The sequence below is a fragment of the Microbacterium sp. UBA1097 genome, from assembly GCF_002313585.1.
Lineage (GTDB): Bacteria > Actinomycetota > Actinomycetes > Actinomycetales > Microbacteriaceae > Microbacterium.
This window is the reverse complement of record NZ_DCBW01000038.1, coordinates 152,650-176,301: the sequence shown is the minus strand read 5'-3', so window position 1 is coordinate 176,301 and position 23,652 is coordinate 152,650. Positions and strand designations below refer to the sequence as shown.

18 protein-coding genes are annotated in these 23,652 nt (G+C 68.3%); 11 read left to right on the top strand and 7 right to left on the bottom strand.

All coding sequences use genetic code 11. The features are described 5' to 3' along the window. From B4F19_RS09605 to B4F19_RS09575, 7 genes are all read left to right on the top strand, one after another. On the top strand, positions 1–388 hold a 388-nt coding region (locus tag B4F19_RS09605; RefSeq protein ID WP_292734466.1), incomplete at its 5' end, for an FGGY-family carbohydrate kinase. A gap of 92 nt (positions 389–480) precedes the next feature. After that, complete coding sequence (locus B4F19_RS09600; RefSeq protein WP_292727800.1) at positions 481–1,203, top strand: GTP pyrophosphokinase; 723 nt, start codon at positions 481–483, stop codon at positions 1,201–1,203. Positions 1,204–1,300: 97 nt separating this feature from the next. Continuing rightward, positions 1,301–3,511 (top strand): glycogen debranching protein GlgX, encoded by a 2,211-nt coding sequence (gene glgX / locus B4F19_RS09595; protein ID WP_292734462.1) that lies wholly within the window; start codon positions 1,301–1,303, stop codon positions 3,509–3,511. Positions 3,512–3,513: 2 nt separating this feature from the next. Beyond that, positions 3,514–5,982, top strand: coding sequence for a malto-oligosyltrehalose synthase (treY, locus tag B4F19_RS09590; protein WP_228177387.1), 2,469 nt, complete (start codon positions 3,514–3,516; stop codon positions 5,980–5,982). After that, positions 5,979–7,781: a malto-oligosyltrehalose trehalohydrolase gene (gene treZ, locus B4F19_RS09585; RefSeq protein WP_292727795.1), complete on the top strand. Its 1,803-nt coding sequence runs from the start codon at positions 5,979–5,981 to the stop codon at positions 7,779–7,781. Before treY ends, treZ begins: the two co-directional genes overlap by 4 nt. A 154-nt stretch (positions 7,782–7,935) precedes the next feature. After that, complete coding sequence (locus B4F19_RS09580) at positions 7,936–9,126, top strand: cation:proton antiporter (protein ID WP_228177385.1); 1,191 nt, start codon at positions 7,936–7,938, stop codon at positions 9,124–9,126. Continuing rightward, on the top strand, positions 9,113–9,631 hold the full coding sequence (locus B4F19_RS09575) for a glutaminase (RefSeq protein WP_292734459.1): 519 nt from the start codon (positions 9,113–9,115) through the stop codon (positions 9,629–9,631). Before B4F19_RS09580 ends, B4F19_RS09575 begins: the two co-directional genes overlap by 14 nt. Positions 9,632–9,752: 121 nt before the next feature. Here the strand turns inward: B4F19_RS09575 and B4F19_RS09570 are convergent, their stop codons facing one another. Both B4F19_RS09570 and B4F19_RS09565 read right to left on the bottom strand, forming a co-directional pair. Continuing rightward, positions 9,753–10,367 carry a LysR family substrate-binding domain-containing protein gene (locus B4F19_RS09570; RefSeq protein WP_292734456.1) on the bottom strand — a complete coding sequence of 205 codons (615 nt, stop codon included), beginning with the start codon at positions 10,365–10,367 and terminating at the stop codon, positions 9,753–9,755. Positions 10,368–10,453: 86 nt separating this feature from the next. Continuing rightward, the gene (locus B4F19_RS09565) at positions 10,454–10,861 is read right to left on the bottom strand and encodes a transferase (RefSeq protein WP_374198000.1); all 408 of its coding nucleotides are present in this window, start codon (positions 10,859–10,861) and stop codon (positions 10,454–10,456) included. Between the two features lie 189 nt (positions 10,862–11,050). Between B4F19_RS09565 and B4F19_RS09560 the strand changes: the two genes are divergently transcribed. Continuing rightward, the gene (locus B4F19_RS09560) at positions 11,051–11,752 is read left to right on the top strand and encodes a YitT family protein (RefSeq protein ID WP_228177381.1); all 702 of its coding nucleotides are present in this window, start codon (positions 11,051–11,053) and stop codon (positions 11,750–11,752) included. Positions 11,753–11,783: 31 nt separating this feature from the next. On the opposite strand, the gene B4F19_RS09555 is transcribed toward B4F19_RS09560, so the two are convergent. Both B4F19_RS09555 and B4F19_RS09550 read right to left on the bottom strand, forming a co-directional pair. Continuing rightward, a complete protein-coding gene (locus B4F19_RS09555; protein WP_228177380.1) occupies positions 11,784–12,557 on the bottom strand; it encodes a DNA-formamidopyrimidine glycosylase family protein in 774 nt (257 codons plus the stop codon). After that, a complete protein-coding gene (locus tag B4F19_RS09550; RefSeq protein ID WP_292734453.1) occupies positions 12,550–17,307 on the bottom strand; it encodes an Lhr family ATP-dependent helicase in 4,758 nt (1,585 codons plus the stop codon). The genes B4F19_RS09555 and B4F19_RS09550 overlap by 8 nt, the downstream gene beginning before the upstream one ends. 273 nt (positions 17,308–17,580) lie before the next feature. Here B4F19_RS09550 and B4F19_RS09545 point away from each other — a divergent pair, with 273 nt between their 5' ends. From B4F19_RS09545 to B4F19_RS09535, 3 genes are all read left to right on the top strand, one after another. Continuing rightward, a complete protein-coding gene (locus B4F19_RS09545; protein WP_228177378.1) occupies positions 17,581–18,060 on the top strand; it encodes a cupin domain-containing protein in 480 nt (159 codons plus the stop codon). Between the two features lie 80 nt (positions 18,061–18,140). After that, the gene (locus B4F19_RS09540) at positions 18,141–18,623 is read left to right on the top strand and encodes a hypothetical protein (protein WP_292734451.1); all 483 of its coding nucleotides are present in this window, start codon (positions 18,141–18,143) and stop codon (positions 18,621–18,623) included. 33 nt (positions 18,624–18,656) lie between these two features. Further along, positions 18,657–19,445 (top strand): DUF5979 domain-containing protein, encoded by a 789-nt coding sequence (locus tag B4F19_RS09535; RefSeq protein ID WP_292734448.1) that lies wholly within the window; start codon positions 18,657–18,659, stop codon positions 19,443–19,445. 95 nt (positions 19,446–19,540) lie between these two features. Here B4F19_RS09535 and B4F19_RS09530 read toward each other — a convergent pair whose 3' ends face one another. From B4F19_RS09530 to B4F19_RS09520, 3 genes are all read right to left on the bottom strand, one after another. Then, on the bottom strand, positions 19,541–20,578 hold the full coding sequence (locus B4F19_RS09530; protein WP_292727783.1) for a zinc-binding metallopeptidase family protein: 1,038 nt from the start codon (positions 20,576–20,578) through the stop codon (positions 19,541–19,543). Between the two features lie 179 nt (positions 20,579–20,757). Further along, positions 20,758–21,636: a transglutaminase family protein gene (locus tag B4F19_RS09525; protein ID WP_292727782.1), complete on the bottom strand. Its 879-nt coding sequence runs from the start codon at positions 21,634–21,636 to the stop codon at positions 20,758–20,760. A 10-nt stretch (positions 21,637–21,646) separates the two neighbouring features. Then, positions 21,647–23,652: circularly permuted type 2 ATP-grasp protein (locus B4F19_RS09520; RefSeq protein WP_292734445.1), on the bottom strand; the 2,006-nt coding region annotated here is incomplete at its 5' end.

Here is a 23,652-nt window from a genome sequence, read left to right as displayed (position 1 = left end):
ACAACCTGCCTGGGCAGTACAGCTAGCGCTGGCCGCCGAGCCGGGAGCCGCGGGCCTGACCCTCCTCCCGTACTTCGAGGGGGAGCGCACGCCCAATCTGCCGGATGCGACAGCTGCCCTCACCGGCATGACCCTCGCCTCGACAACACGCGAAAACCTGGCCCGCGCCGCCGTCGAAGGCATGCTGTCTGGGCTCGGCGCTGGCCTGGACGCCCTGCGCGCTCTCGATGTGCCGCTTCGCCGCGCGGTACTGATCGGTGGCGGCGCTCAGTCCGAAGCAGTTCGCGAGATCGCCCCGGCGGTGTTCGGGATGCCCGTGGAGGTTCCGTCGCCCGGTGAGTACGTGGCGCTCGGCGCCGCTCGTCAGGCTGCGTCCGTCCTGGACTGATCTCCCCCTCGCGTCCGTGCGGGCGGGGAGGGGGTCGCGCTCGGACGCCGGACTCACAGCGATCTCGTACCCGCGGTCCGTAGGTTGGCGGCATGAGTCACGCGTCGGCCATGCACCCCGCGACCTCGCAGCTTTCGCACCCGGCTTCCGATGAGGTGACTGTCTCGCTCTCGCAGTTGAGGGCCGCCCGCGACGAGGTGCAGCGCTTCTTGTTGCCGTACCAGTTCGGCCTGAAGGAAATCGAGACGAAGGTCGAGATCCTGCGCGACGAGTTTCTGCAACTGCACGATTACAACCCGATCGAGCACATCTCCAGCCGCGTGAAATCCGCCGACAGTCTCGTCGCCAAGGTCGGTCGTAAGGGCATCGACGGGGACTTCGACTCGATCCGAGCGCACATCACCGACATCGCGGGCATCCGGGTCACCTGCAGTTTCGTGGCAGATACGTACCGCCTGTTCGACCTGCTCACCCAGCAGGACGACATCGAGGTGCATTCGGTGAAGGATTACATCGCCGATCCGAAACCCAATGGCTACAAGAGCCTGCACGCGATCGTGCGGGTTCCCGTATTCCTCTCGACCGGGCGCGTCGACGTGCCGGTCGAAGTCCAGTTCCGCACGATCGCGATGGATTTCTGGGCGAGCCTCGAGCACAAGATCTACTACAAGTTCGACCGCCAGGTACCGGAGACTCTGCTTGCGGAGCTGAAGGATGCCGCGGCAAGCGCCGCAGAACTCGACGAACGGATGCAGCGCCTGCACCGTCAGGTGCACGGCATCCGTCCGGCTCCACCGCGAACTCTCGAGGTCTGATCTTCCGCCGCTCTAGCAGGGCTGAGCTCCCGGTAGCAACCACCCCCACCGGGAAACCCTGCTCGACTAGGGTGGAATCCCACCAGGAAGGGGTGCCGTGCAGACATGGCCAGGGTCGGCGTATCCGTTGGGTGCGACCTTCGATGGGAACGGAACCAACTTCGCCCTCTTCAGTGAGGGCGCTGACCGAGTCGAGCTGTGCCTGTTCGGCGAGCGCGGTCGGGAGACACGCGTCGACATGCTCGAGGTCGATGCGTACGTGTGGCACGCGTACCTCCCCAACATCGCACCGGGGCAGCGCTACGGGTACCGCGTCCACGGCGAGTACGACCCGACATCCGGCAAGCGGTTCAACCCCAACAAGCTGCTCCTTGACCCCTACGCGAAAGCTGTCGACGGGCAGGTGAACTGGGGTCAGTCGGTGTTCGGTTACACCTTCGGCGACCCCGACTCGCGCAACGACGAAGACTCCGCCGCCGACATGATGAAGGGCGTTGTCATCAATCCCTTCTTCGACTGGGGCGGTGACCGGCCGCCGCGAATCCCGTACTCGGAATCCTTCATCTACGAGGCCCACGTCAAGGGGCTGACGATGCGGCATCCTGACATTCCGGATGAGATCCGCGGTACCTACAGCGCCATCGCGCACCCGCTGATCATCGAGCACCTCAAGCGGCTCGGGGTCACGGCGATCGAGCTGCTGCCGGTGCACCAGTTCATCAACGACTCGATGCTGGAAGAGAAGGGCCTCTCCAACTACTGGGGTTACAACACGATCGCCTTCCTCGCGCCGCAGAACACCTACTCCTCGTCGGGGCAGCGGGGGCAGCAGGTGCAGGAGTTCAAGGGCATGGTGCGCGCCCTGCACGAAGCCGGTATCGAGGTCATCCTGGATGTCGTCTACAACCACACCGCAGAGGGCAACCACCTGGGTCCCACACTCTCCTTCCGCGGCATCGATAACGAGGCCTATTACCGCCTCGAGGATGACGACAAGCGGTACTACACCGACTACACCGGCACGGGCAACAGCCTGAACGTCGGCAACCCGCACGCACTGCAGCTGATCATGGACTCGCTGCGGTACTGGGTGCTCGAGATGCACGTCGACGGCTTCCGCTTCGACCTCGCTGCGACCCTCGCCCGCGAGTTCTACGACGTCGATCGACTCGCCACGTTCTTCGAACTCGTCCAGCAAGATCCCGTGGTCAGTCAGGTCAAGCTCATCGCCGAGCCCTGGGATGTCGGTCCCGGCGGCTATCAGGTCGGGAACTTCCCGCCGCAATGGACGGAGTGGAACGGCAAGTACCGCGACACCGTCCGGGATTTCTGGCGCGGCGAGCCGCAGGCGCTCGGGGAGTTCGCCTCCCGACTGACCGGTTCGAGCGACCTGTATGCGCACTCCGGGCGCTGGCCGGTGGCATCCATCAACTTCGTCACAGCTCACGACGGGTTCACGCTGCGCGACCTCGTCTCGTATGAGCAGAAGCACAACGAGGCCAACGGTGAGGACGGGCGCGACGGCGCTGATGACAACCGGTCGATGAACTTCGGGGTCGAAGGTCCCACCGACGACCCGCAGGTCAACGAACTGCGGGAGCGGATGCAGCGCAACTTCATTGCGACGCTGCTGCTGTCGCAGGGTGTGCCCATGCTGCTGCACGGCGACGAGCTCGGGCGCACGCAGGGCGGCAACAACAACGGTTACGCCCAGGACAACGAGATCACCTGGATCGACTGGGAGAACGTCGACGCGAGTCTGATCGATTTCACGTCGGCACTGGCCCGCCTGCGCCGCGATCACCCCACGTTCCGGCGTCGCCGCTTCTTCGACGGGCGTCCCGTCCGCCGCGAAGAAGTGGAGCGCATCCCCGACATCGTGTGGCTGCGGCCGGACGGCACGCAGATGCAGCCGGAAGACTGGGACTCCGGATTCGGACGCTCGATCGGCGTGTTCCTCAATGGGAACGGCATCCGTGAGCGCGACCGCCGTGGCGAGCCGATCACCGATCTGCACTTCCTCGTGCTCTTCAACGCCGGCGACGAGCCGGTCGAGTTCACGCTCCCGGATGTCGAATTCAGCCCCAACTGGGACGTTCTGGTCGACACCGCCGGGACGCTCGCCAACACCGAGCCGGTCCATCCGGGCGCGGCAGTGGACCTCGCTGCCAAGTCGGTGGTCGTGCTGTGCGAGCACGTCGAGGAAGAGGTCGAGGTCGACAGGTTCGTCGCAGCCTCCCTGGCCACCGGAACTGTCTCGATCGACGAGGTCCCGGGAGCGGCCCCCAAGGAAGAACTGTCGAGGTAGCGATGCATCCTGAGTCGACCTACCGCCTGCAGATCCGCGCCGCGTTCGACCTGGATGCCGCAGCCGCCGTCACCGGGTACCTGCGCGACCTCGGCGTCGGTTGGGCCTATCTTTCCCCGCTGTTGCAGTCGACTTCCGGCTCCGATCACGGATACGACGTCGTCGACCCGACCCGCGTAGACCCCGCCCGCGGCGGGGCGGAGGGACTCGAACGCTTCGCCGCTGCCGCGCGCGCCGCGGGCCTCGGCATTCTCATCGACACGGTTCCCAACCACATGGGGATCGCGGTGCCCGCCGAGAACCCGTGGTGGTGGGACGTGCTGCTGCGTGGTCGCGACTCGCGGTACGCCGCAGCGTTCGACATCGATTGGGAGTTCGGCGGCGGAAAGGTGCGAGTGCCGGTCCTCGGGTCGGACGCCGACGAGATCATCGATGCGATGGAGATCCGGGTGGATCCGGCGCCGACGGCGCTCGCGCCCCACGGCACGGTGCGCTACTTCGACCACGAGTTCCCGCTCGCGGAGGGGACCGCGCCGGCGGAAGCGACGTCGTACCCGGATGCCGTCCGCCAGGTGCTCGCTCGACAGCACTTCGAGCTGATGTTCTGGCAGCTCGAGGCATCCGAGCTGAACTACCGGCGCTTCTTCGCGGTCTCGACCCTGGCGGGAGTGCGCGTCGAAGACCCGGTGGTCTTCGACGAGGCCCACGAAGAGGTGGCGCGGTGGTTCCGGGAGGGGCTGGCCGATGGCCTGCGCATCGATCACCCCGACGGGCTTGTCGACCCCGGCGGCTATCTCGAACGGCTCGGCTCGCTCACCGGCCGCCGGTACACGCTGGTCGAGAAGATCCTCGAGCACAGCGCGACGGAGCATCCTGAGTTGCTGCCGGCCTGGTGGGACACCGACGGCACGACCGGGTACGACGCCATGGCCGAGATCGACCGCGTCCTCATCGACCCTGACGGTGAGGGTGCCCTTGACGCCCTCGACGAGCGGCTGCGCCGCGCGACCGGCCTGCGACCGGCGCAACCCTGGCCCGATCTCATCCACGACACCAAGCGGATGATCGCGGACACGATCCAGGGCAGCGAGATCGCCCGACTCGTGCGATGTCTGCCCGAGCACGTGGCGCTCGCTGCTCCGGATGCCGCCGATGCCCTGGCTGAGATCCTCGCCTGCTTCCCCGTCTACCGCTCCTACCTCCCCGCCGGGCGGGAGGCACTCGATGAAGCCCTGGCCGAGGCATCCGCTCGCCGCCCCGACCTGGCCGCGGCGATCGATACGCTCTCGCCGTTCGTGGCAGACCCGGCGCTCGAGGTGGCCCGCCGCTTCCAGCAGACGACGGGCCCGGTTATGGCCAAGGGCGTCGAAGACACCGCGTTCTACCGGGCCACGCGCCTGGGCACCCTCACCGAGGTCGGCGGGGATCCGTCGGTGTTCTCGCTATCGGTCGCGGGGCTCCACGAGGCGTTTGCCCGCAGGCAGGCACAGCGGCCGACATCGATGACGTCCCTGTCGACGCACGACACGAAGCGCGGGGAGGACGTGCGGGCGCGCCTCTCGGTGCTCGCCGAGATCCCGCATCGCTGGGCGAACGTGCTCGAACAGTTGCGAGGAATCGCCTCGACGGGACACGGGCCGTTCGACGCCCTGCTGTGGCAGGCGATCATCGGATCGTGGCCCGCCACTCCTGAGCGCCTGCACGCCTACGCCGAGAAGGCAGCACGGGAAGCGGCAGAGGCAACGACCTGGTGGAATCCCGATGCCGACTTCGAGCGCCGGATGCACGCCGTCGTCGACGCTGCGTACGGTGAAGCCAGGGAACTGGTCGAGGCTTTCGTCGCCGAGATCGCGCAGCCGGGGTGGAGTAACTCGCTGTCTGCGAAGCTCGTGCAGGTGGCTGGGCCCGGAGTTCCCGACGTTTACCAGGGGTCGGAGTTGTGGGAGACCTCTCTGGTGGACCCCGACAACCGTCGCGCTGTCGACTTCGCGAAGCGCGCGGCGATGCTCGCCGAGCTCGACCGTGGCGAGTCCGAGGGGAACGTTCCCGCCATCGACGCTTCGGGGGCAGCGAAGCTGCTGGTAACCTCGCGCGCGCTGCGGTTGCGGCGCGACCGGCCCGAGCTGTTCACGCGCTATCTGCCCGTCGAGGTGCTGGGTTCGGCGTCCGGGCACGCCATAGCTTTCGACCGGGGTGGGGCGATCGCCGTCGCCACCCGGCTGCCCGTGGGCCTGGTGGCGGGGGGCGGCTGGGGCGACACCCGGATGCTGATTCCGGGCGGAACCTGGACCGATGCGCTCACGGGCCGGGCCTATCCCGGCGGAGACGTGCCCCTGGGCGAGGTGCTGAGCGCGCTTCCTGTCGCGCTCCTGACACGTCAGACACCCGAGAAGCGTCGAGACACCGCACGTGACGGGGTTTCTCACACAGGCTCCGGTGTCTCGGGTTCCAGAGAAGCGGAGGAAGCATGATCGAGGTCTGGGCTCCCCGAGCGGAGCGGGTACGGATGCGTCGACCCGGCCATGCCGACGCGGAGATGACCGTGCGTGAGCGCGGATGGTGGACGGCAGACGTTGAGCTTGCTGATGGTGACGAGTACGGGTTCGTCCTCGGGGACGGCGACGCGCTGCGCCCCGATCCGCGGTCGCGGCGTCAGCCCCGGGGAGTGCACGAAGCATCGGCGTTCTTCGACGCCGAAGCCTTCGCGTGGACCGACGGCTCGTGGACCGGACGTCAGTTGGCCGGCGGCCTGATCTACGAGATGCACGTCGGAACCTTCACTCCCGAAGGCACCCTGGATGCCGCCATCGAGCGGTTCGATCACCTGATCTCGCTCGGGGTCACGCACGTCGAGCTGCTGCCGGTCAACGGGTTCAACGGCGTCTGGAACTGGGGCTACGACGGCGTGCTCTGGTACACGGTCCATGAGGCCTACGGCGGCCCCGCCGCCTATCAGCGGTTCGTGGATGCCGCGCACGCCGCGGGGCTGGCCGTCATCCAGGACGTCGTCTATAACCACCTCGGCCCCAGCGGGAACTATCTGCCCGAGTTCGGCCCGTACCTGCGTGATGCGGCGCGCAACACGTGGGGACTGTCGGTCAACCTCGACGCGCGCGAGGTGCGCGAGTTCATCATCCAGAACTCCCTCATGTGGCTGCGCGATTACCACGTCGACGGGCTGCGGCTGGATGCCGTGCATGCCCTCCATGATGAGAGCCCGACCCACATCCTGCAGGAGCTCGCCGAGGCCGCCGATGCCCTCTCGGCGCACCAGGGTCGGCCGCTGACGCTCATCGCGGAGTCCGATCTGAACGACCCGACTCTGATCCTGCCGCGGGAAGCCGGCGGGTACGGTCTCACCGCACAGTGGAGCGATGACTACCACCACGCGCTCCATGTCGCAGTCAGCGGCGAGACCGTGGGGTACTACGAGGACTTCGGCGCGCTGGGCGCCTTCCCCAAGGTCTGGACCGAAGGGTTCTTCCACAACGGCACCTACTCGTCGTTCCGGGGGCGGGACCACGGCTTCCCGATCCCACCGACGGTTCCCACCTGGCGGCTGGTGACCTTCGGCCAAGACCATGATCAGATCGGTAATCGCGCCGCCGGCGACAGGCTCAGCCAGTCCCTCTCCACCGACCGGCTTGCCGTCGCAGCGGTCTTGACACTGACTACGCCCGGAACGCCGATGCTGTTCATGGGCGAGGAATGGGGAGCATCCACGCCGTGGCAGTTCTTCACCTCGCACCCGGAGCCCGAGCTGAGGGAAGCTACCGCAAAGGGTCGCATCGAGGAGTTCGAGAAAATGGGCTGGGACCCGGCGATCGTCCCCGACCCGCAGGATCCCGAGACCTTCCACCGCTCGAAGCTGGACTGGGCAGAGGCAGCCACCTCACCGGAGGTGGGGGTCGACCACGCGCGGCTGCTGCAGCTGTATCGCGACCTCGCCGCGGTGCGTCGCGCGCGGCCCGAGCTGACAGATCCCGCCTTCGCGGACTGCGATGCGCTTTCGGGGAGTGGTGCCGACAGCGATGATCCGCGGGCGCGGTGGTTCGTGCTCCAGCGCGGTGAGCTATCGGTCCTCGTGAATCTCACCGGGTCGTCGCACACCTTCGCCGTGGCGCCGGATGCCGTCATCCTGCTGAGCGCGGGAGGGGGTGAGGTCGAGCCCGTCATCACCGCGGCATCCGGCCCCGACCCGTCGGGCGCGGCATCCGTAATCACCCTCGCCCCCGACTCCGCCGCGATCGTCGCCCCCGCTCGCCCCTGACCCGAGCCCCGAACCGAGCGCCGAACCCACAGGTTTGGGTGCGAGCCCACCCGTTTCTGCGTGCGGATCGTGTGGGTTCGCGCAGAAGAGTGTGGGTTCGTGCCGGTGGTTGCCCCTGACCCGAGCCCGGGCTGGTGCTCGCTATCGTGAAGGGATGTCCGCGAATCTCCTGATCATCCCGCTGCTGGCAGCGCTCGCACCGCTGCTGACCCGGGTGATCGGGCGGTGGTTCGCGGTTCCGATCGTCGTGTTCGAACTCGTGCTCGGCATCCTGGTCGGGCCGTCCGTGCTCGCCTGGGTGGAGCCGGTCGACTTCTTCGCGGCCCTCGCTCAGTTCGGACTCGCGATGCTGTTCTTCGTCGCAGGATCCGAACTCGACTTCACGGCCTTCCGCGGGCGAACCGGCCGCAACGCCGCGGTCGGATGGCTGCTCTCGCTCGGGATCGGCATCCTGATCGGCCTGCTCGTCGGCCCGCTGGGCGCGGCGATCATCATCGGCATCGCGCTGTCGTCGACGGCCCTCGGGACGATCCTTCCCATCCTTCGCGACGCCGGCGAACTGAAGACTCCGTTCGGCAAGGCGGTTGCGGCAGTCGGCGCGGTGGGCGAGTTCGGTCCGCTGGTCGCGATCTCCGTCTTCCTCGGCGGGCGAGACCCGGGCGTCGCCTCGATCGTGCTCGCTGCCTTCCTCGTGATCGCGGGGCTTGCGATCTGGCTCGCCTTCCGGATCCCGCACGGGATGATGCACCGCGTGGTCAGCGCGACGTTGCACACGTCGGGACAGTACGCGATCCGTGTCGTGTTCCTGATCCTCGGGGCGCTGCTCGCCCTGAGTATTGCGCTCGATCTCGACATCCTGCTCGGGGCGTTCACCGCAGGAATCGTGTGGCAGCTCATGATGCGCGACGCATCCGAGGAGAACCGTGAGGCTGTCGAGAGCAAGATCGAGGGGATCGCCTTCGGATTCCTCGTGCCGATCTTCTTCATCTACACCGGCGTCACCTTCGACCTCGCGGCACTGCTGGCAAACCCCGCGCTGCTGCTGTTCGTGCCCGTCGTCCTCGTGGCGTTGCTGATCGTGCGCGGTGTGCCGTCGATGCTCGTCGCACCGCCGGGGTCGCGCGTGCGCGATCGGATCGCTCTTGGTCTCTTGGGTGCGACGGGCCTGCCGATCATCGTCGCCGTCACCGCGATCGGCGTGGACGAGAATCTCCTCACCTCGGCGCAGGCAGCCCTGTTCGTGACCGCGGGAATGCTGTCGGTGCTGATCTATCCGCTCATTGGAATGCTGTTGCGAGGCGAGCGCGTCAGCCGCGTTCCCGCCGAGCTGGATGACGCGGTCTAGCGCGGTGAAACCAGCTGATCTGTCCGGTCTGCTCGCGTGGGCCAGAGCTGAACTCGCCGCGGCGCCGCGGGAGCTGCTCGGCGAGGTAGTGACACCACGGATGCTGGGCATTCCGCGCGCACCGAGGGTCGTCCTCCGCGATGAGGCATGGCATCTCGGCGTGCTCCTGCTCGGCCCCGTCGACCTCTACGCGACCGGCGAGATCGTGAGGTCGCGGGAGCCGGCGCGCCGCGGATACACCGCGGAGTCCCAGCGTGCGCGGGCTGGGCTCGCCGAGGCGGCGTTTCGTGGCGGCATCCTGCCCGGCACCCCGGTCCACCTCGGGTGGCGGCGCATCGACACCTCGACCCTCGGTGAGCAGCCATCAACACAGATAGCGCCGCTCGCAGTGAGCGACGGGCAGCTTCGCGTGCGCTGGAGTATGGCCGGCGGCTACGCGGATGCCGAGACCTACGTTCGCGAGCGGGTCGAGCTGGTTCGGCATCCGCCCCAGGGCGCCACCTGATCCGGTTGCGGCCCTCCCCGAGGTAGGAGAAATCACGCAGGTAGGTGGGTTCTGGGGGCTAAACATCCTACGCCGCGGATTCTTCCTACCGTCGCGAATAGCCGAGGCGCCTGATCCGCCGCTAGGAGCGGGAGGAACGGGTGCTGCGGCCGCGCACGATGCCGACGAAGGCCTCGACCTCGGGTGTGGTGCGCTCAGCTACCCATGCCAGCGCGATGCTCGAGGTGGGACCGCCCGCGAGGGTCCGATACGTGACGTCCTTGCGGTGATGCAGCCGTGCGAGCGACATCGGGACGATCAGGATGCCGACACCCGCCGCCGCCAGTTCGACAGCCGCCTTCGTGTCCGTCGGGGTCACGAAACGCGGCTCGAGGGTTCCCGGGACTGTCACCCGAAGGACGTCATCCTCCGGGACGATGAGGACCTCGCCCGCCAGGTCCTCGGGGGTAAGCTCCTCGGCCACCGACAGTGCCGAGTCGCTTGAGAAGACCACCACCGGGACCTCGTCATAGAGCGGGATGGCATGGAGGTCGGTCTTGTCGATGGGCAGTCGGACCAGCGCCGCATCGACGCTCCCGGCCACCAACTGGTCACGCTGCGAGGCCGGGCTGATCTCCACCAGCTCCAGGCGCGTGCGCGGCATCCGTTCTCGCCACAGCGAAATCCACTTTCCCGGCGTCGCCCCGGGCACAGCTCCCAACCGGAATAGCTCAGCCGGAGGCGTGTCAGGTGGCACAGGCGCATCACGTGATCGGGGAGATCGGTCGCGCCTGGCCATCCCGTCAGGCTACCGCCACGACAATGGCGATGAGGTTGCCCAGCTCAGGCGGCGAGCCGGAGGCCGCGACGATCTGTCGCTACCCGCTCGTTCTCACCGACGGTCTCGTCGTCGCCGAGAAGCGAGCCGACCGCCACGCGCGCGTGGGCGCCGATGACGGTGCGGATGCCGATCTTGGAGCCGGCGCCGATCGCCGCTCCCGGGCCGATGTGCGCGTGCGGCGCAACGACGACCTCCGGACCGATGAGCGCGTCAGACTCGATCCACACGCCGCGGCCGATTCGGGCGCCAGCAGCGATCTGAACTCCCGGCTCGACATACGCCCCAGCCTCGACGATCGCCGTCGGGTGCACCTTGGCCCCGTGCGCGATCAGCCCTCGCCCGTTGGCGTGCTTGCGATACCGCAGCGTCTCGCCGTGGTCGTTTTCGATGTCGACGTAGTTCTTGCCCACGATCTCCTCCACGGGGCCGTTCGTCCCCAGTACCTTCCCCAACGCCGTGGTACGGAGATTCATTCCCCTGCATCCGTTTGCCGCTGATTGCTTCGTAGCGGCAATGGTGCCGGATCTCGGGTTCGTCGTCTCCCGGCTTGACAATTCTTCGGAACGGGTTCGATTTCGGATTGGCAGAGAATGGGAGGCATGCCAACCGACGATCTCGGCGACGCGCAGCAGGCTGATCCGGCGACCCCGAATCAGCCTTCGACCCCGTCTCCGGAGGCCACCCGCACCCTCGTATTCGATGAGCGAGCTACCGCGCACTCGCCGGCCGAGGACATCCTCGGCATCCTCACCGGAACCTTCACCGCATCACTGGGGCTCTATCTGCTGCAGTCCTCGGAAGCGGTCACCGGCGGCACGGCGGGACTCGCGCTGCTGATCCAGTACGCGTCCGGGTTGCCGTTTTGGATGCTGTTCCTGATCATCAACCTTCCGTTCGCCGTGCTCGCGGTGTGGCAGCGCGGCTGGAGCTTCACGATCCGGACCGTCATCGCGATCGCAATGGTCTCGGGGTGGTCGGTAGTGCACCACGCCCTCTTCGCTATCGATGGCCTCAACCCGATCTACGGCACCCTCGGCGGGAACCTCCTGGCCGGGGTGGGTCTGCTGATCTTGTTCCGGCACCGGGCGAGCCTCGGCGGGATCAACATCATTGCACTCATCGTGCAGGATCGCTGGGGATTCCGGGCAGGCTGGACCCAGATGATCTTCGACGTCATCATCGTTGCCGCGGCACTGCTGGTGGTGCCGTGGCCCAACGTGGTGCTGAGCGCCCTCGGCGCCGTCGTGCTCAACCTCGTGCTGGCGATGAACCACCGCCCGGGCCGCTACATCGGTCACTGATCCCGCGGTCGCTGCCGGCTGCCCGCGACCGTCAGGTCTGGCAGCGCGGGCACCAGAACACGTTCCGTTCCCGCGTGGCGTCGGCACCGAGTGCGCCGGCGAGAATCGGCGTTCCGCATCGACGGCATGGCCTTTTCTCCCGGCCGTAGACCCACATCCGCTCGCCCCTCCGATCGACGCCCGTGAACGTGCGCTCGACGCGATCGCGGTTCGCGCGGATCATTCGCGTTCCGACCTCGAGCAGGGCACGCGCGTCGACCTGAGTTCCCGGTGTTTCGGGATGGATGCCGCGCACGAACAGCATCTCGTTCGCGTACACGTTTCCGAACCCCGCAACGTTGCGCTGGTCGAGCACCGCGACGTGGATCTCTCGCGGGTCCGCGCCCACGCGCCTGGCCGCTTCGTCGAGATCCCAGCTGTCGCTGAGGGGGTCGGGCCCGAGGTAACCGACAAGCTCGTCCTCGCGATCGGTCGGAACAAGGGCGATCTCGGCGAGGTCAAATCCGACAGTTTCGGCATCCGTCGTTCCGACGATTGCCCGAGCTCGAAACGCCGGCGCCCGCCAGCGCTCCCCGGGACGGTAGACGTGCCACTCGCCCTCCATCTTGAGGTGCGAGTGCAGCGTCCACGGCCCGATGCGCGTGAGGAGGTGCTTGCCGCGCGGCAGCACCCCGTGGACCTGTTCACCGGTGAGGTCCGCGGTAGCCAGCTGCGGCACGCGCAGATCGAAACGGGTCACCGTGTCGCCCGCGAGCGCCGCGTTCAGCATCCGCGCCGCACGAAACACGGTGTCACCCTCAGGCACGCGGCGACCCCGAGGTCTTGCGCAGAGTGAGGCCGCGCGGGGTTTCGACGAAGCCTGCCTCGCGCAGGGCGCGGGCGAAGGCCGTCCCGAAGATCGGGTCACCGTTCACCTGCTCGACAGTGAGCGTGTCGAGGTGCCGTGCCCGGGCGGTCTCGGCGAGGTTGGCTGTGGCCGCGGCAACTATCGCGTCATCGGAACTGAAGACGAGCGCTGACTTGCCGCCGCGCTCGAGATACAGCGCGAGCTCGCCGTCGACGAGCGTCACGAGGGCTCCAGCCTTGCGGCCAGGGCGATGACCGACACCCTCGAGGGTCGGCCAAGCGAGCGCAGCACCGTATGCGGTCGCGGGGTCGGTGGCAGCCAGGGTTATCGCGGCCAGCGGAGCGGGGTCGGCAACCGCGGAGAACTCGCGCAAGCGATCGACGGTAGCGGATGCCGCGAACTGTGCCCCGCCGAGCTTTTCGACGAGGTATCCGCGGCGACAGTGGCCGGCACGTTCGGCATCCGCGAGCGTGCGATACACCTGCGCGAATCCGCCCGGGACCGCCTCGCTCTGGACAGAGCCGCGGGTGACGACCCCGTAGCGGTCGAGCAGGATGCCGGCAGTCGCGGCGGCCCGCACCGTGGGCTCCGGCTCCGGGTCGGGAAGAAGCGACCAGCGACCGCCAGCTCCCGCGCTCACACCGCCGACGCTCGCGCGCGCGCCGCTTGTGATGGAACGGGGGAGGGTGGCCGCGATGGATGACCCGCGGAACATTCGCGCACGGGGAGCGCGCCTGGCGCTGCGGTGCGCCTGGGACCCGCCCGACAGCAGACCGCGCACGGGAGCGAACGTGTCATTTGTGACCCGGCCCGCCCACGTCAGGGCCCAGAGCGCCTCGATCACCGACTGCTCGTTAGCGGCGTCAGTGAGACTCCGAAGCTGCCCCGCGAAGTACGCCCCGCCGCCGGCGAGCGCGTCGAGGATGCGTGCCTCGAGGGACTCAGCTGCGATGTCGTCGTCGGGTCGGGTCGGGAGGCTCAGGGCGATGGCGTCGGCCGGATGCAGCGCGATCCACCCGTCGCGTCCTGGGAGGGTTCCGTGCCCCGACCAGATGACCTCCCCCGTAGCGGTGAGTTCGTCAAGCAGCGCGGGGCGATAGTCGCGAACGCGACTCGGCAGAACGAGTGACTCCCATGCACTGGCGGGAATCGGCACGCCGGCCAGTTGCTCGATCACGGCGAGTACGCCGTCGACGCCTTCGAGCGGGCGGGTCAGGTGCTGCCACGCGGGCAGGAACCGGGCGAGTGCCTCCTGCGGCACGGGCTCGATGCTTCCTCGGATCGCTGCGAGCGAGCGCATCCGCAGCCGACGCAGTACTTCCGAGTCGCACCACTCGTTCTCGCCGCCGTCGAGTGCCGACGAGGCGGGGAGAAAGTAGCCGCTCGTGACGCGACCTTGCGCTTCGAGTCGCTGCAGCGTCAGTCGCCCGACGGCGGTCCCGATGCCCAGTCGCTCGGCGACGGCATCCGTGGTGAAGGGTCCGTGGGTGCGGGCGTGCCGGGCTACCAGGTCGCCGAGCGGGTCTGCGACCGGTTCGAGGAACGCAACCGGGATGCCGACGGGCAGCGGAATGCCGAGGGCGTCGCGCAGGCGTCCGGCATCTTCGATGGCCGCCACCCGATCGACACCGGCGATCGTGACCTCGATCGCACGGCGACTGGCGACGAGCGTCTCGAGGTGAGCCGTGGCCTCGGCGACTGTCGCGGCCGCTCCGGTGTGCTCGAGGTCGGCTGCTTCCGTCTCGGCGGCACCGGATACCGCCTGCAGCCGTGCCGCTACCTCTGCGCCAGACAGCGGTCCGAGCAGCCGGAGCAGGTCGGCGACGCCTTCGAGCCCGCGGACGCGGCGGTCCGGCGCGACGTGCTGCGCCTCGGATTCGAACTGGGTGATGACGTCGGGGTCGAGAAGCTCGCGCATCTCCACGGTGCCGAGCAGCTCCGACAGCAGTGCAGGGTCGACGGCCAGCGCGGCGGCGCGGCGTTCGGCAAGGGGCGAGTCGCCCTCGTACATGAACGCGCCGACGTAGCCGAACAGCAGGTCTCGCGCGAACGGCGAGGGCTGTGGAGTCTCGACCTCGATGAGGCGGATGCGGCGGTCGGCGATCGACCGGACGATCCGAAGCAGCGCGGGCACGTCGTACACGTCCTGTAGAACTTCGCGCAGCGTTTCGAGGATCACGGGGAATGTCGGATGCCGACGGGCTACCTCGAGCAACTGGGCTGACCGTTGCCGCTGTTGCCACAGCGGGCTACGGCGGTTCGGATTCATCCGGGGCATCAGAAGCGCCCGGGCCGCGCACTCGCGGAAACGGGACGCGAACAGGGCAGACCCGCCGACCTCTTGCGTGATGAGTGGCTCGAGCTCGTCGGCGTCAAAGACGAACAGCTCGGCGCCGGGCGGCTCGCTCGTGGTGTCGGGAACGCGCGCGATGATGCCGTCGTCGCTCGCAACGGCGGATCCCTCGACACCGAGCCGCTCCCGGATCCTCGCGTTGACCGCAAGCGCCCATGGCGCGTGGACTTGCATGCCGTACGGGGAATGCAGGATGACACGCCAATCGCCGACCTCGTCGCGGCCGCGTTCGACAGTGAGGCTTCGATCGGTCGGCAACGTCCCGGTGGCTTCGCGCTGGTCAGCGAGGTGCGCGAGCAGATTGGTCTTCGCGTTCGCGTCGAGCCCGGCATCCGTCAGTCGCGCGTCGGCGGCAGGAGGTGGCGCAGTGGAGATCTCACGCGTGAAGGCTCCGAGCGCCTCCCCGAGCTCCGCGGGCCTGCCGATCCCGTCGCCGTGCCAGAACGGCACCCGCCCCGGCTGGCCGTATGCGGGGAGGACGTTGACGCGATCGTGGGTGATCTCGACGATGCGCCAGCTCGTCGTGCCGAGCGTGAAGACGTCGTTCACGCGCGACTCGTAAACCATCTCTTCGTCGAGCTCGCCGACGCGCGCGTTCTGGCTCTCGCCCGCGACGAACACGCCGAACATGCCGCGGTCAGGGATCGTCCCACCGCTCGTGACGGCGATGCGCTGCGCGCCCGGGCGGCCGGTGAGGGTTCCGGCATCCCGATCCCACACGACGCGCGGACGGAGCTCTGCGAACTCGTCTGAGGGAAACCTGCCGGCGAGCAGGTCGAGGGTGGCTTCGAATGCCGAGCGCGGAAGCGAGCGGAACGGGGCGCTTCGTTTGACGGTCTCGAACCACTCCTCGACGTGGAGCGGGGCGAGGGCCGCTGCTGCGACGGTTTGCTGCGCGAGGATGTCGAGCGGATTCTGCGGCACCTGGATCGCCTCGATCTGACCCGCGAGCATCCGCTCCGTGACGATCGCGGTGTGCAGCACGTCGGAGCGGTGCTTGGGAAACAGGGAAGCCCGGCTGATCTCGCCCACTTGGTGACCGGCGCGGCCGATGCGCTGCAGGCCGGATGCCGCGCTCGGCGGCGCTTCGACCTGGATGACGAGGTCGACAGCTCCCATATCGATGCCGAGCTCGAGACTGCTCGTGGCAACGACGCAACGCAGGATGCCGGACTTGAGTTCCTCTTCGACGAGTGCGCGCTGCTCTTTCGAGACGGACCCGTGGTGGGCCTTCGCGAGCACGGCATCAGCCCCAGCCGTCTGGCCGCTTTGCGCGGGCATCGCTGCCGCGATCGTCGGTTCGGGGAGCTCGATACCCAGCCGCTCTGCGTAGATCTCGTTGAGCCTCGCGGTGAGACGCTCCGCGAGCCGCCGCGAGTTGGCGAACACGATCGTCGACCGGTGTTGAAGGACCCGGTCGACAATGGCCTCTTCGACATGAGGCCAGACCGATCCCGTCATCTCCGTGTTCTCGGGGCGTGGGGGTGTTCCGCCGGATGGCGAATACCAGTCTTCGCTTTGTCCGGAGGTCGGTGCCGTCGCATCCGTCGACCTCACGCCAGGTCCGCCCGTGGTGGATGCCGCGGCCGGCGGTGGGTTGAGCATGTCTTCGACCGGGACCGTGACCCGCATCTCGAAGGTTTTGGATGCCGGCGGCGCGACGATCTCGACCGGGGCTGCGCCCCCGAGGAACCGGGCAACCTCGTCGATCGGTCGCACCGTCGCCGATAGGCCGATGCGCTGCACGGATGCCGCATCCGGCCTCTCGGCGCGGATCATGGCGTCCAGGCGCTCGAGGCTGAGGGCCAGGTGCGCGCCGCGTTTGGTCGCGGCCACGGCGTGGACCTCGTCGACGATGACCGTGTGAACTCCCGTGAGGGTGCGGCCCGCCTGGCTCGTGAGCATGAGGTAAAGCGACTCGGGGGTCGTGATCAGGATGTCGGGCGGCGTCGCGACGAGCTTGCGGCGCTCCGTCGACGGGGTGTCTCCGGAGCGGACGCCGACCGAGACCCCGGGGAGGCTCAGCCCGCGTCGGCGGGCTGCCTGGTCGATGCCGACGAGCGGCGAGCGGAGGTTGCGCTCCACGTCCACGCCGAGCGCCTTGAGCGGTGAGATATAGAGGATGCGGGTGCCCGCGGCATCCTGCGGGGCGTCGGCCTTCTCGCGGAACACGCGGTCGATGGCCCACAGGAACGCCGACAAGGTCTTGCCGGAACCGGTCGGTGCGACCACGAGCGCGTGACGGCCGGCCGAGATCGCCTCCCACGCGCCGGCCTGAGCCGGGGTCGGTGCGGTGAATGCGCCGCGGAACCAATCCTGCGTGGCAGGACCGAACCTCTCGAGCACATCCGCCATCCCCCTATCTTCGCCCGCCCCACCGACATCCGGGGCGGTCTCGGTCCCAGCCCGCAGCGAACTCCTCAGAACGGGCGACGGATGCTGCGTGGGGCGCCTGCGGCCACGGTAGGTGGCCCGATCTTGAGGAGTTAGCGACGCTGTGCATCGCGGGGTTCGTCCCGGCCCTGACGCAGAACGTCGACGCGAACGGGGCTGCCCCAGCGAGTTGACAGACGAACCGGGCGGCGCCGCCCCCAAGGGAGTACCGTGACGGTGAGCAAAGGAGCGACCATGGCATTCGACCAGGTGGTGCACGGACGGCAGGACGATTTCGAGGCCCGGCACGGCGACCGTGGACGGTTCACGTTCGCCAAGCACGTCGTTGTTCCCAAAGAGGGCACTCAGCTACAGGTCTCATTCATGGAGATCCCGCCGGGTCAGTCGGCGTACCCATATCACTGGCACGCTGGCGTCACCGAGGCCTACGTCATCCTGTCGGGAACGGGTCGGGTGCGTACCCCGGGTGCCGAATTCGACATCGGCCCGGGGGAGGTCGTCGTCTTTCCACCCGGGCCGGCGGGCGCGCACCGGATGACGGCTACCGGCGGTGAGCCGCTCCGGTACGTCGACCTGGACACGACATCCGAACAGGACGTGATCGGCTACCCGGACTCGCGAAAGACGATGGCGTACACGACCGCCCGCCCCACGATGCTCTTCCGTGACGACGACGCCGTGGACTACTACGACGGTGAGCCTGACGCTGGGTGAGGGGCGAGACCGGGTGAGCGGGTGACGCGGAGCGCACACATGTGAGCGCGGACGTGCGAGAGTGACGTACGGAGGATCCCATGCGTGCCACCCCAACCGTCCTCGCCGCGACTCTTCTCACCGCGTTCCTCGTCGGCATCGGCGCCGCACCCGCCCTCGCGGAGCCCGGCAACGGTCCCGGCGTCAGCGATCCCCCGCGGGCTTCGACCGAAGCCACGGTCGTCGCGATGCGGCACCAGAGCGGTCTGTTCGGAGCCCAGGAGACGGCGATCACCGACCCGCAAACCCCCTACCCGACGACGATCACCGGCTCGGGAAGGACGGTCGAGACAGCGCAGATCGTGCTCAACGACCCGAGCTCGAGCAGCCCGGGCGACATCCTGACCTACTGCATCGACCTGGCGACCGAGACCGAGATCGGTGTGCACTATGAACTCGGCGACTGGACCTCGGCGAACGTCCCGAATCTCGACTACGTCACCTACATCCTCAACCAGTACTACCCCGTGGTGCCCGGGGCGCCGGCGCTGTCGACGGATGCCGAGAAGGTAGCCGCCGTGTAGGGGGCGATCTGGTACTTCACCGATCAATTCGTCGTGCCGCGTTTCGGCTATCCCGCCCAGCACGATGCCATCGCGGCGATCGTGGCGGCCACCCAGGCTGCCCTGGCCGGCGGATCAACCCCCGCGCCACCGCTTCCCACCCTGACGATCACGCCCGACACCGCGACGGCGCCGACGACCGGTGATGTGGTGGGTCCGTTCGCGGTCGGCGGGTCGGTGAGCTCATCGACGCTCTCGACGCGGGGCATCGACGTGTTCTCGGATGCCTCCGGCACGGTCCCCGTCCCCGATGGCTCCTCGGTCGCGCAGGGCTCGTCGCTCTGGGCTCGCTACGCCGCGACGGTCGCCGACGAAGGATTCAGCCTGGAGACATCCCAGACCGTCGTGGCCGGAAACGTGTTCCTGTACGACGGCGGGAATCCCGGCCGCACGAGTGCCCAGAAGCTGATCCTCGCTGCACAAGCCACGATTCCGATCCGCGCCAACGCGGCGATCACTGCGGTGGCCGCCGGCTGGTTCGCCGCTGATGTGACAGTCACCGGTGCGGCAGCCGGCCTCCAGGGCGCCGTCTCGGTGACCGCACGGTGTGACGACGGCACGACGGTCGTCGAGAACTCGGGAACGCTCGCCGCCGGCACTCCGGCGGGAACGACCCGGGTGGTGACCCTGCCGGCTGTGCCCGCCGGCGCAACGTGCATCGTCACGCAGACCGCTGACGGGCACACTGCCGATGCGGTGCTGGCGTCCACCACGACGGTTCCGGCGGGGCTCGCCGTCATCGCTCTCGACCACGTTCGCCGGCGCTCGCGCGCATCACGCTAGCCCGGGGTTCCCGGTGGCGAACTCCTCAAGGCCGGGGTCCTACAGCCGCCGCGGAGCGGAAACGCAGCTTCCTGGCGCCGAGATTGAGGAGTTGGCTACGCGCCGGACTCGGGTTCGACGTCCCCTGCCGACGAGTCTTTGACTGAGCCGGCCGCCGCGTCTGCCGCGAGGCCTGCGACGAAGTCGAGTTTGTCGAGCACCGGAGTGGACAGGACGAACGGGTAGAGGTCGTCGTAGCCCATCGACCGGTTCATCATGTTCAGAGCGGTCGACAGTGGCATCCACGTCTTCGTGACGCGCTCGCGGAACGAGGCGGTCGGCGCGGGGCGGAGCAGGCCGAATTCCTCGGCGGTCTGGATGCTGTCGCTGATGTGAAGGTAGTGGGCCCAGGTTTCGGCGAAGTCCTCCCACGGGTGCATCGTCGCGTATTGCGAGATGAAGTGCTGTTGCCAGTCATCCGGAGCACCTTCGGCGTAGTGGCGATCGATCGCCGCCTGATAGTCCTCGGACTCGTCGCCGAAGAGCTCTCGTGCGCGGTCGCGCGTCTGGTCGTCGGTGATGAGAAAAGACTCGTAGTAGTGCCCGATCTCATGGCGGAAGTGACCGAGCATCGTGCGGTACGGCTCGTCGAGCATCGCCCGCACCTTCTCGCGGTGCGCATCCTCTGCCTCGGCGAGGTCGATCGTGACGATGCCGTCAGCGTGCCCGATCGTCACCGGTTCCGCCACGCTCGAGAGCAGGTCGAAGGCGACGCCGCGGGGGTCGTCGGTGCGGTCGAGAATCGGGATGCCGAGCTCGTCGAGCTCCGCGATGAGGTGGCGTTTGGCGCGTTCGGCGGGAGCGTAGTTCGAGATCCCCTCGAGGTCGGCGTCGTTGGGACGGGTGCGGGTCAGTCCGCAGCTGAAGCACAGCCCGCCGGCATCCGTCGTGAGCCAGGTGCAGCCCGATAGCCCGAGGTTTGCGCACACGTGCCAGACGCCACCCTCGGCATCCGTGTACGTGCGGTCGTCGGTATCGAGCGGCACGATGTCGCGCTCGGCGCGGGAGTATCCCAGCGGTGTCTCGCATGAGACGCAGACCGAGTTCTCGAAGAACAGGCGATTGCCGCAGACCCGGCAGGTGTAGGACTTCACGGGCGAATCCTCGCACACGAACACGACGTGTCAGGAGGGCTTGCGCTCGCGGCGATCCGCGTCCGCGCGCAGGTCGCAACGGCGCATGGAGTCGGCGGCGCGCCGGGCGGACGGGCTGGATGCCGGCGTGTCGCGCACAAACTGCGCCGTTGCGACCTGGGGCCGGTGGGGCGGAGTCGTCAGGATGCCGGGGCGACGTCGACCGAAACGCGCAGGGTCGAACGCTTCGCGGTGGTGAAGATGATGCCTTTGACGGGGGAGACATCGCCGTAGTCCCGCCCCCAGGCGACGGTGACGTAGCGGTCGTTAGCCCACTGGTCGTTGGTCGGGTCGATCGCGAGCCACTCGTCAGATCCCGGCATCCAGACCGCGAGCCATGCGTGCGAGGCGTCGGCGCCGACGATCCGCTCGCGACCGGGCGGCGGCTGGGTCGCGAGGTATCCGCTCACGTAGCGCGCCGCGACTCCGTGGCTGCGAAGGCACGCGAGGGCGAGGTGCGCGAAGTCCTGGCAGACCCCCGCACGCGTCCGGAACACTTCGGCTACCGAGCTGGTGACCGTGGTCGCCGTCTTGTCGTAGTCGAAGTCGGCCTTGATGCGGTGCATGAGGTCGGTGGCCGCTTCGCCGATCGGTCGCCCGGGGGTCAAGGATGCCGCGGCATACGCGTGGGCGTCGGTGACGTGCTCAGCCTTCGGGGACTCCACAGCGAACTCCGCGGCGGCCCAGGCGCCGGGCGCATCAGGATGCTGCACCGGACGCGATTGCTCCCAGGGCAGCGCCAGCGCCGCACCGTCATAGCGGGGTGCTTCGACGGTCACGTCGGTGCGCGCGTCGACGACCAGGCGCGTGTGGGGCACAGTGACGTGGAAGTACGTCACGACGTTGCCGAAGGCATCCCGCTCGTGGCTGATGTCGTTCGGCTCGGGATCGATCGTCACCGTGTGCGACGCGATCTGCTGCCACGCGACCGGTCTCGGGGCCACGTGCGCAAGCCCGAGACTGTTGCGCACATCGTCGCTGTATTCGTAGACGGTCCGGTGCGACACGGCGTACTTCATGCGTCGCTCCTCACGAGAGTGCCCCCGTGAGTTCGGTCAGCGACAGTGACGCGTAGGTCTGCAACGGCGGACCGGCGGAGAAGTGCAGCGCCTCGATGGCCCGTGCAATCTCGCGCAGCTGAGCGTCGGCATCCGTGAGGGTGTCGTGGAGCGTCGACCGGCGGTCATCGATGGCCATTGCGAGGTCGGCGACCTGTACGTCCGCGATCTGGGCCTCGAGCTGATCGAGCAGTCGCTCGGGGCGAGTCGACCCGGTCGACAGCGGCTGGGCGGCCAGGTGCTCCCGGATGCGCGCCACGGCGAATCGCAGTGATCGGGGGTTCTCGGGGTCACGGACCAGCAGATCGATCACGCCACTCGCGTAGAGCCCGCCGCGGTACCGGCGGCGGTGCGTGACCACGCTTTCGCTGGCACGCAGCACAGCTTCGAGAACTTCTTGTTCGACGTCGCCGACGAGGCGGTCGACCATCGTCGCTCGCAGCAGGATGCCGATCTGCAGCGCGCGCTCGATGGCCCGCCCGGTCTCGATCATGTGCCAGCCGGCATCGCGGATCATGTTCGCCGAGGTGCCCTGCAGCGCCAGAAGCGCCGTGAGCATCTGTCCCGCTGCCTCGCCGATGCCGTGGGCGTGCGGAGTGATCCGCAGGGCAGCGCCGGCGCGATCGGTGGCGGCGAACACCCGCCAGGTGTCGGCCGAGAGCTGATCGCGCACTCCCTCGAGGGTCGTCCGCAAGCGTGAGAGCGAGTGCGCCACCGAGCCGGGACGAGCGCCGTCGAGCAGTACCGACCGGAACTCGTCGTCGAGGTCGAGCCACCGCGTGCCGCACAGGCGCTGCGTCGCGCCCACGAGCACCTGGGTGCTCTGCGCCGCGGTCAATCCGGGTGCGGTGAGCTGATCGGCATCCGATCGGATCGCGAGAACGAGCCGCAGCAGATCCTCAGCGCGCTCCGCGTAGCGTCCCGACCAGAACAGGTCGTCGAGTGCGCGCGGGGCCACCTCGGGGACTGACTGGACGACGGCGACCGTTGTGGCGTCCGGCAAGCCCTGATCGAGGTCCGCCGGATCGGCCTTGAGAACCCACACGTCCTTCGATGCGGTCGGAAGTGCGGCGTCAGCGACGGCGGTGGCAAGCCCGCCGATGAGCGGACGGTAGGTCGACTGATGCCGGAGCGTGAATGTTCGCAGCACCACCGGCCTCGCGTCGACCTGGCCGGGCGAGCGCCACGTCGGTGCCTGCGAGAGCGGGAGGAGCTCTTGCGCGGCGAAACGGTGCGGGCTGTGCCGTATGCGGTCGACGAGCCGGGCGGGGTCGGATGCGTCGAGCGGTGTCCGAGGCCCGTCGATGGCCCGAACGACAACCGTCGGGTCTGCTCCGAGCAGCCGCGGGGTGAGCAGGTCCAGAGCGTCAGGATCGCCGCACCACCAGGTCGGCGTCGACGCGAGGCGCAACTGTTCGCCGAGCAGGCGCTCGCACAGCGCGGGAAGGAACGGAAGCAGCGCCGGGTTCTCGAGCACACCGGCGCCGAGCCCGTTGACAAGGCGCACGCCGCCCCGGCGAACCGCCTCGGTCAACCCCGCGACGCCGAGTTGCGAGTTTCCCCGCAGCTCGAGGGGGTCGCACCATTCGGCATCCACGCGACGCAGAATGACGTCGACGCGCTCCCGCGGTGTCACCTCGGGCCATCCTGCGGGTTTCATCCAGACCTTGCCGTCTCGCACGACGAGGTCTGCCCCCTGCACGAGCGGGAAGCCGAGCATGCCCGCCAGGAATGCCTGGTCGTAGGCGGTTTCTGACAGGGCGCCGGGGGTGAGAACCACGACGCGTGCATCGGGGCGGGCATCCGGTGCCGCCGCGATGAGCGCTTCGCGCAGAGCGTCGAAGTAGGGCTCGATGCGGTGCAGCGTGGCGCCGTGGAACAGCTCGGGAACGACCTGCGAGACGATCCGGCGGTTCTCCATCGCGTAGCCGAGCCCCGAGGGTGCCTGCACGCGATCGGAGATGACCCGCCACTCGC

Excerpts from the sequence above, each read along its gene's own strand:
- B4F19_RS09600 (WP_292727800.1), top strand. The coding sequence starts at position 481 with ATGAGTCACGCGTCGGCCATGCACCCCGCGACCTCGCAGCTTTCGCAC.
- treY (WP_228177387.1), top strand. The coding sequence starts at position 3,514 with ATGCATCCTGAGTCGACCTACCGCCTGCAGATCCGCGCCGCGTTCGAC.
- treZ (WP_292727795.1), top strand. The coding sequence starts at position 5,979 with ATGATCGAGGTCTGGGCTCCCCGAGCGGAGCGGGTACGGATGCGTCGA.
- B4F19_RS09580 (WP_228177385.1), top strand. The coding sequence starts at position 7,936 with ATGTCCGCGAATCTCCTGATCATCCCGCTGCTGGCAGCGCTCGCACCG.
- B4F19_RS09575 (WP_292734459.1), top strand. The coding sequence starts at position 9,113 with ATGACGCGGTCTAGCGCGGTGAAACCAGCTGATCTGTCCGGTCTGCTC.
- B4F19_RS09560 (WP_228177381.1), top strand. The coding sequence starts at position 11,051 with ATGCCAACCGACGATCTCGGCGACGCGCAGCAGGCTGATCCGGCGACC.
- B4F19_RS09550 (WP_292734453.1), bottom strand. The coding sequence starts at position 17,307 with ATGGCGGATGTGCTCGAGAGGTTCGGTCCTGCCACGCAGGATTGGTTC.
- B4F19_RS09545 (WP_228177378.1), top strand. The coding sequence starts at position 17,581 with ATGGCATTCGACCAGGTGGTGCACGGACGGCAGGACGATTTCGAGGCC.
- B4F19_RS09540 (WP_292734451.1), top strand. The coding sequence starts at position 18,141 with ATGCGTGCCACCCCAACCGTCCTCGCCGCGACTCTTCTCACCGCGTTC.
- B4F19_RS09525 (WP_292727782.1), bottom strand. The coding sequence starts at position 21,636 with ATGAAGTACGCCGTGTCGCACCGGACCGTCTACGAATACAGCGACGAT.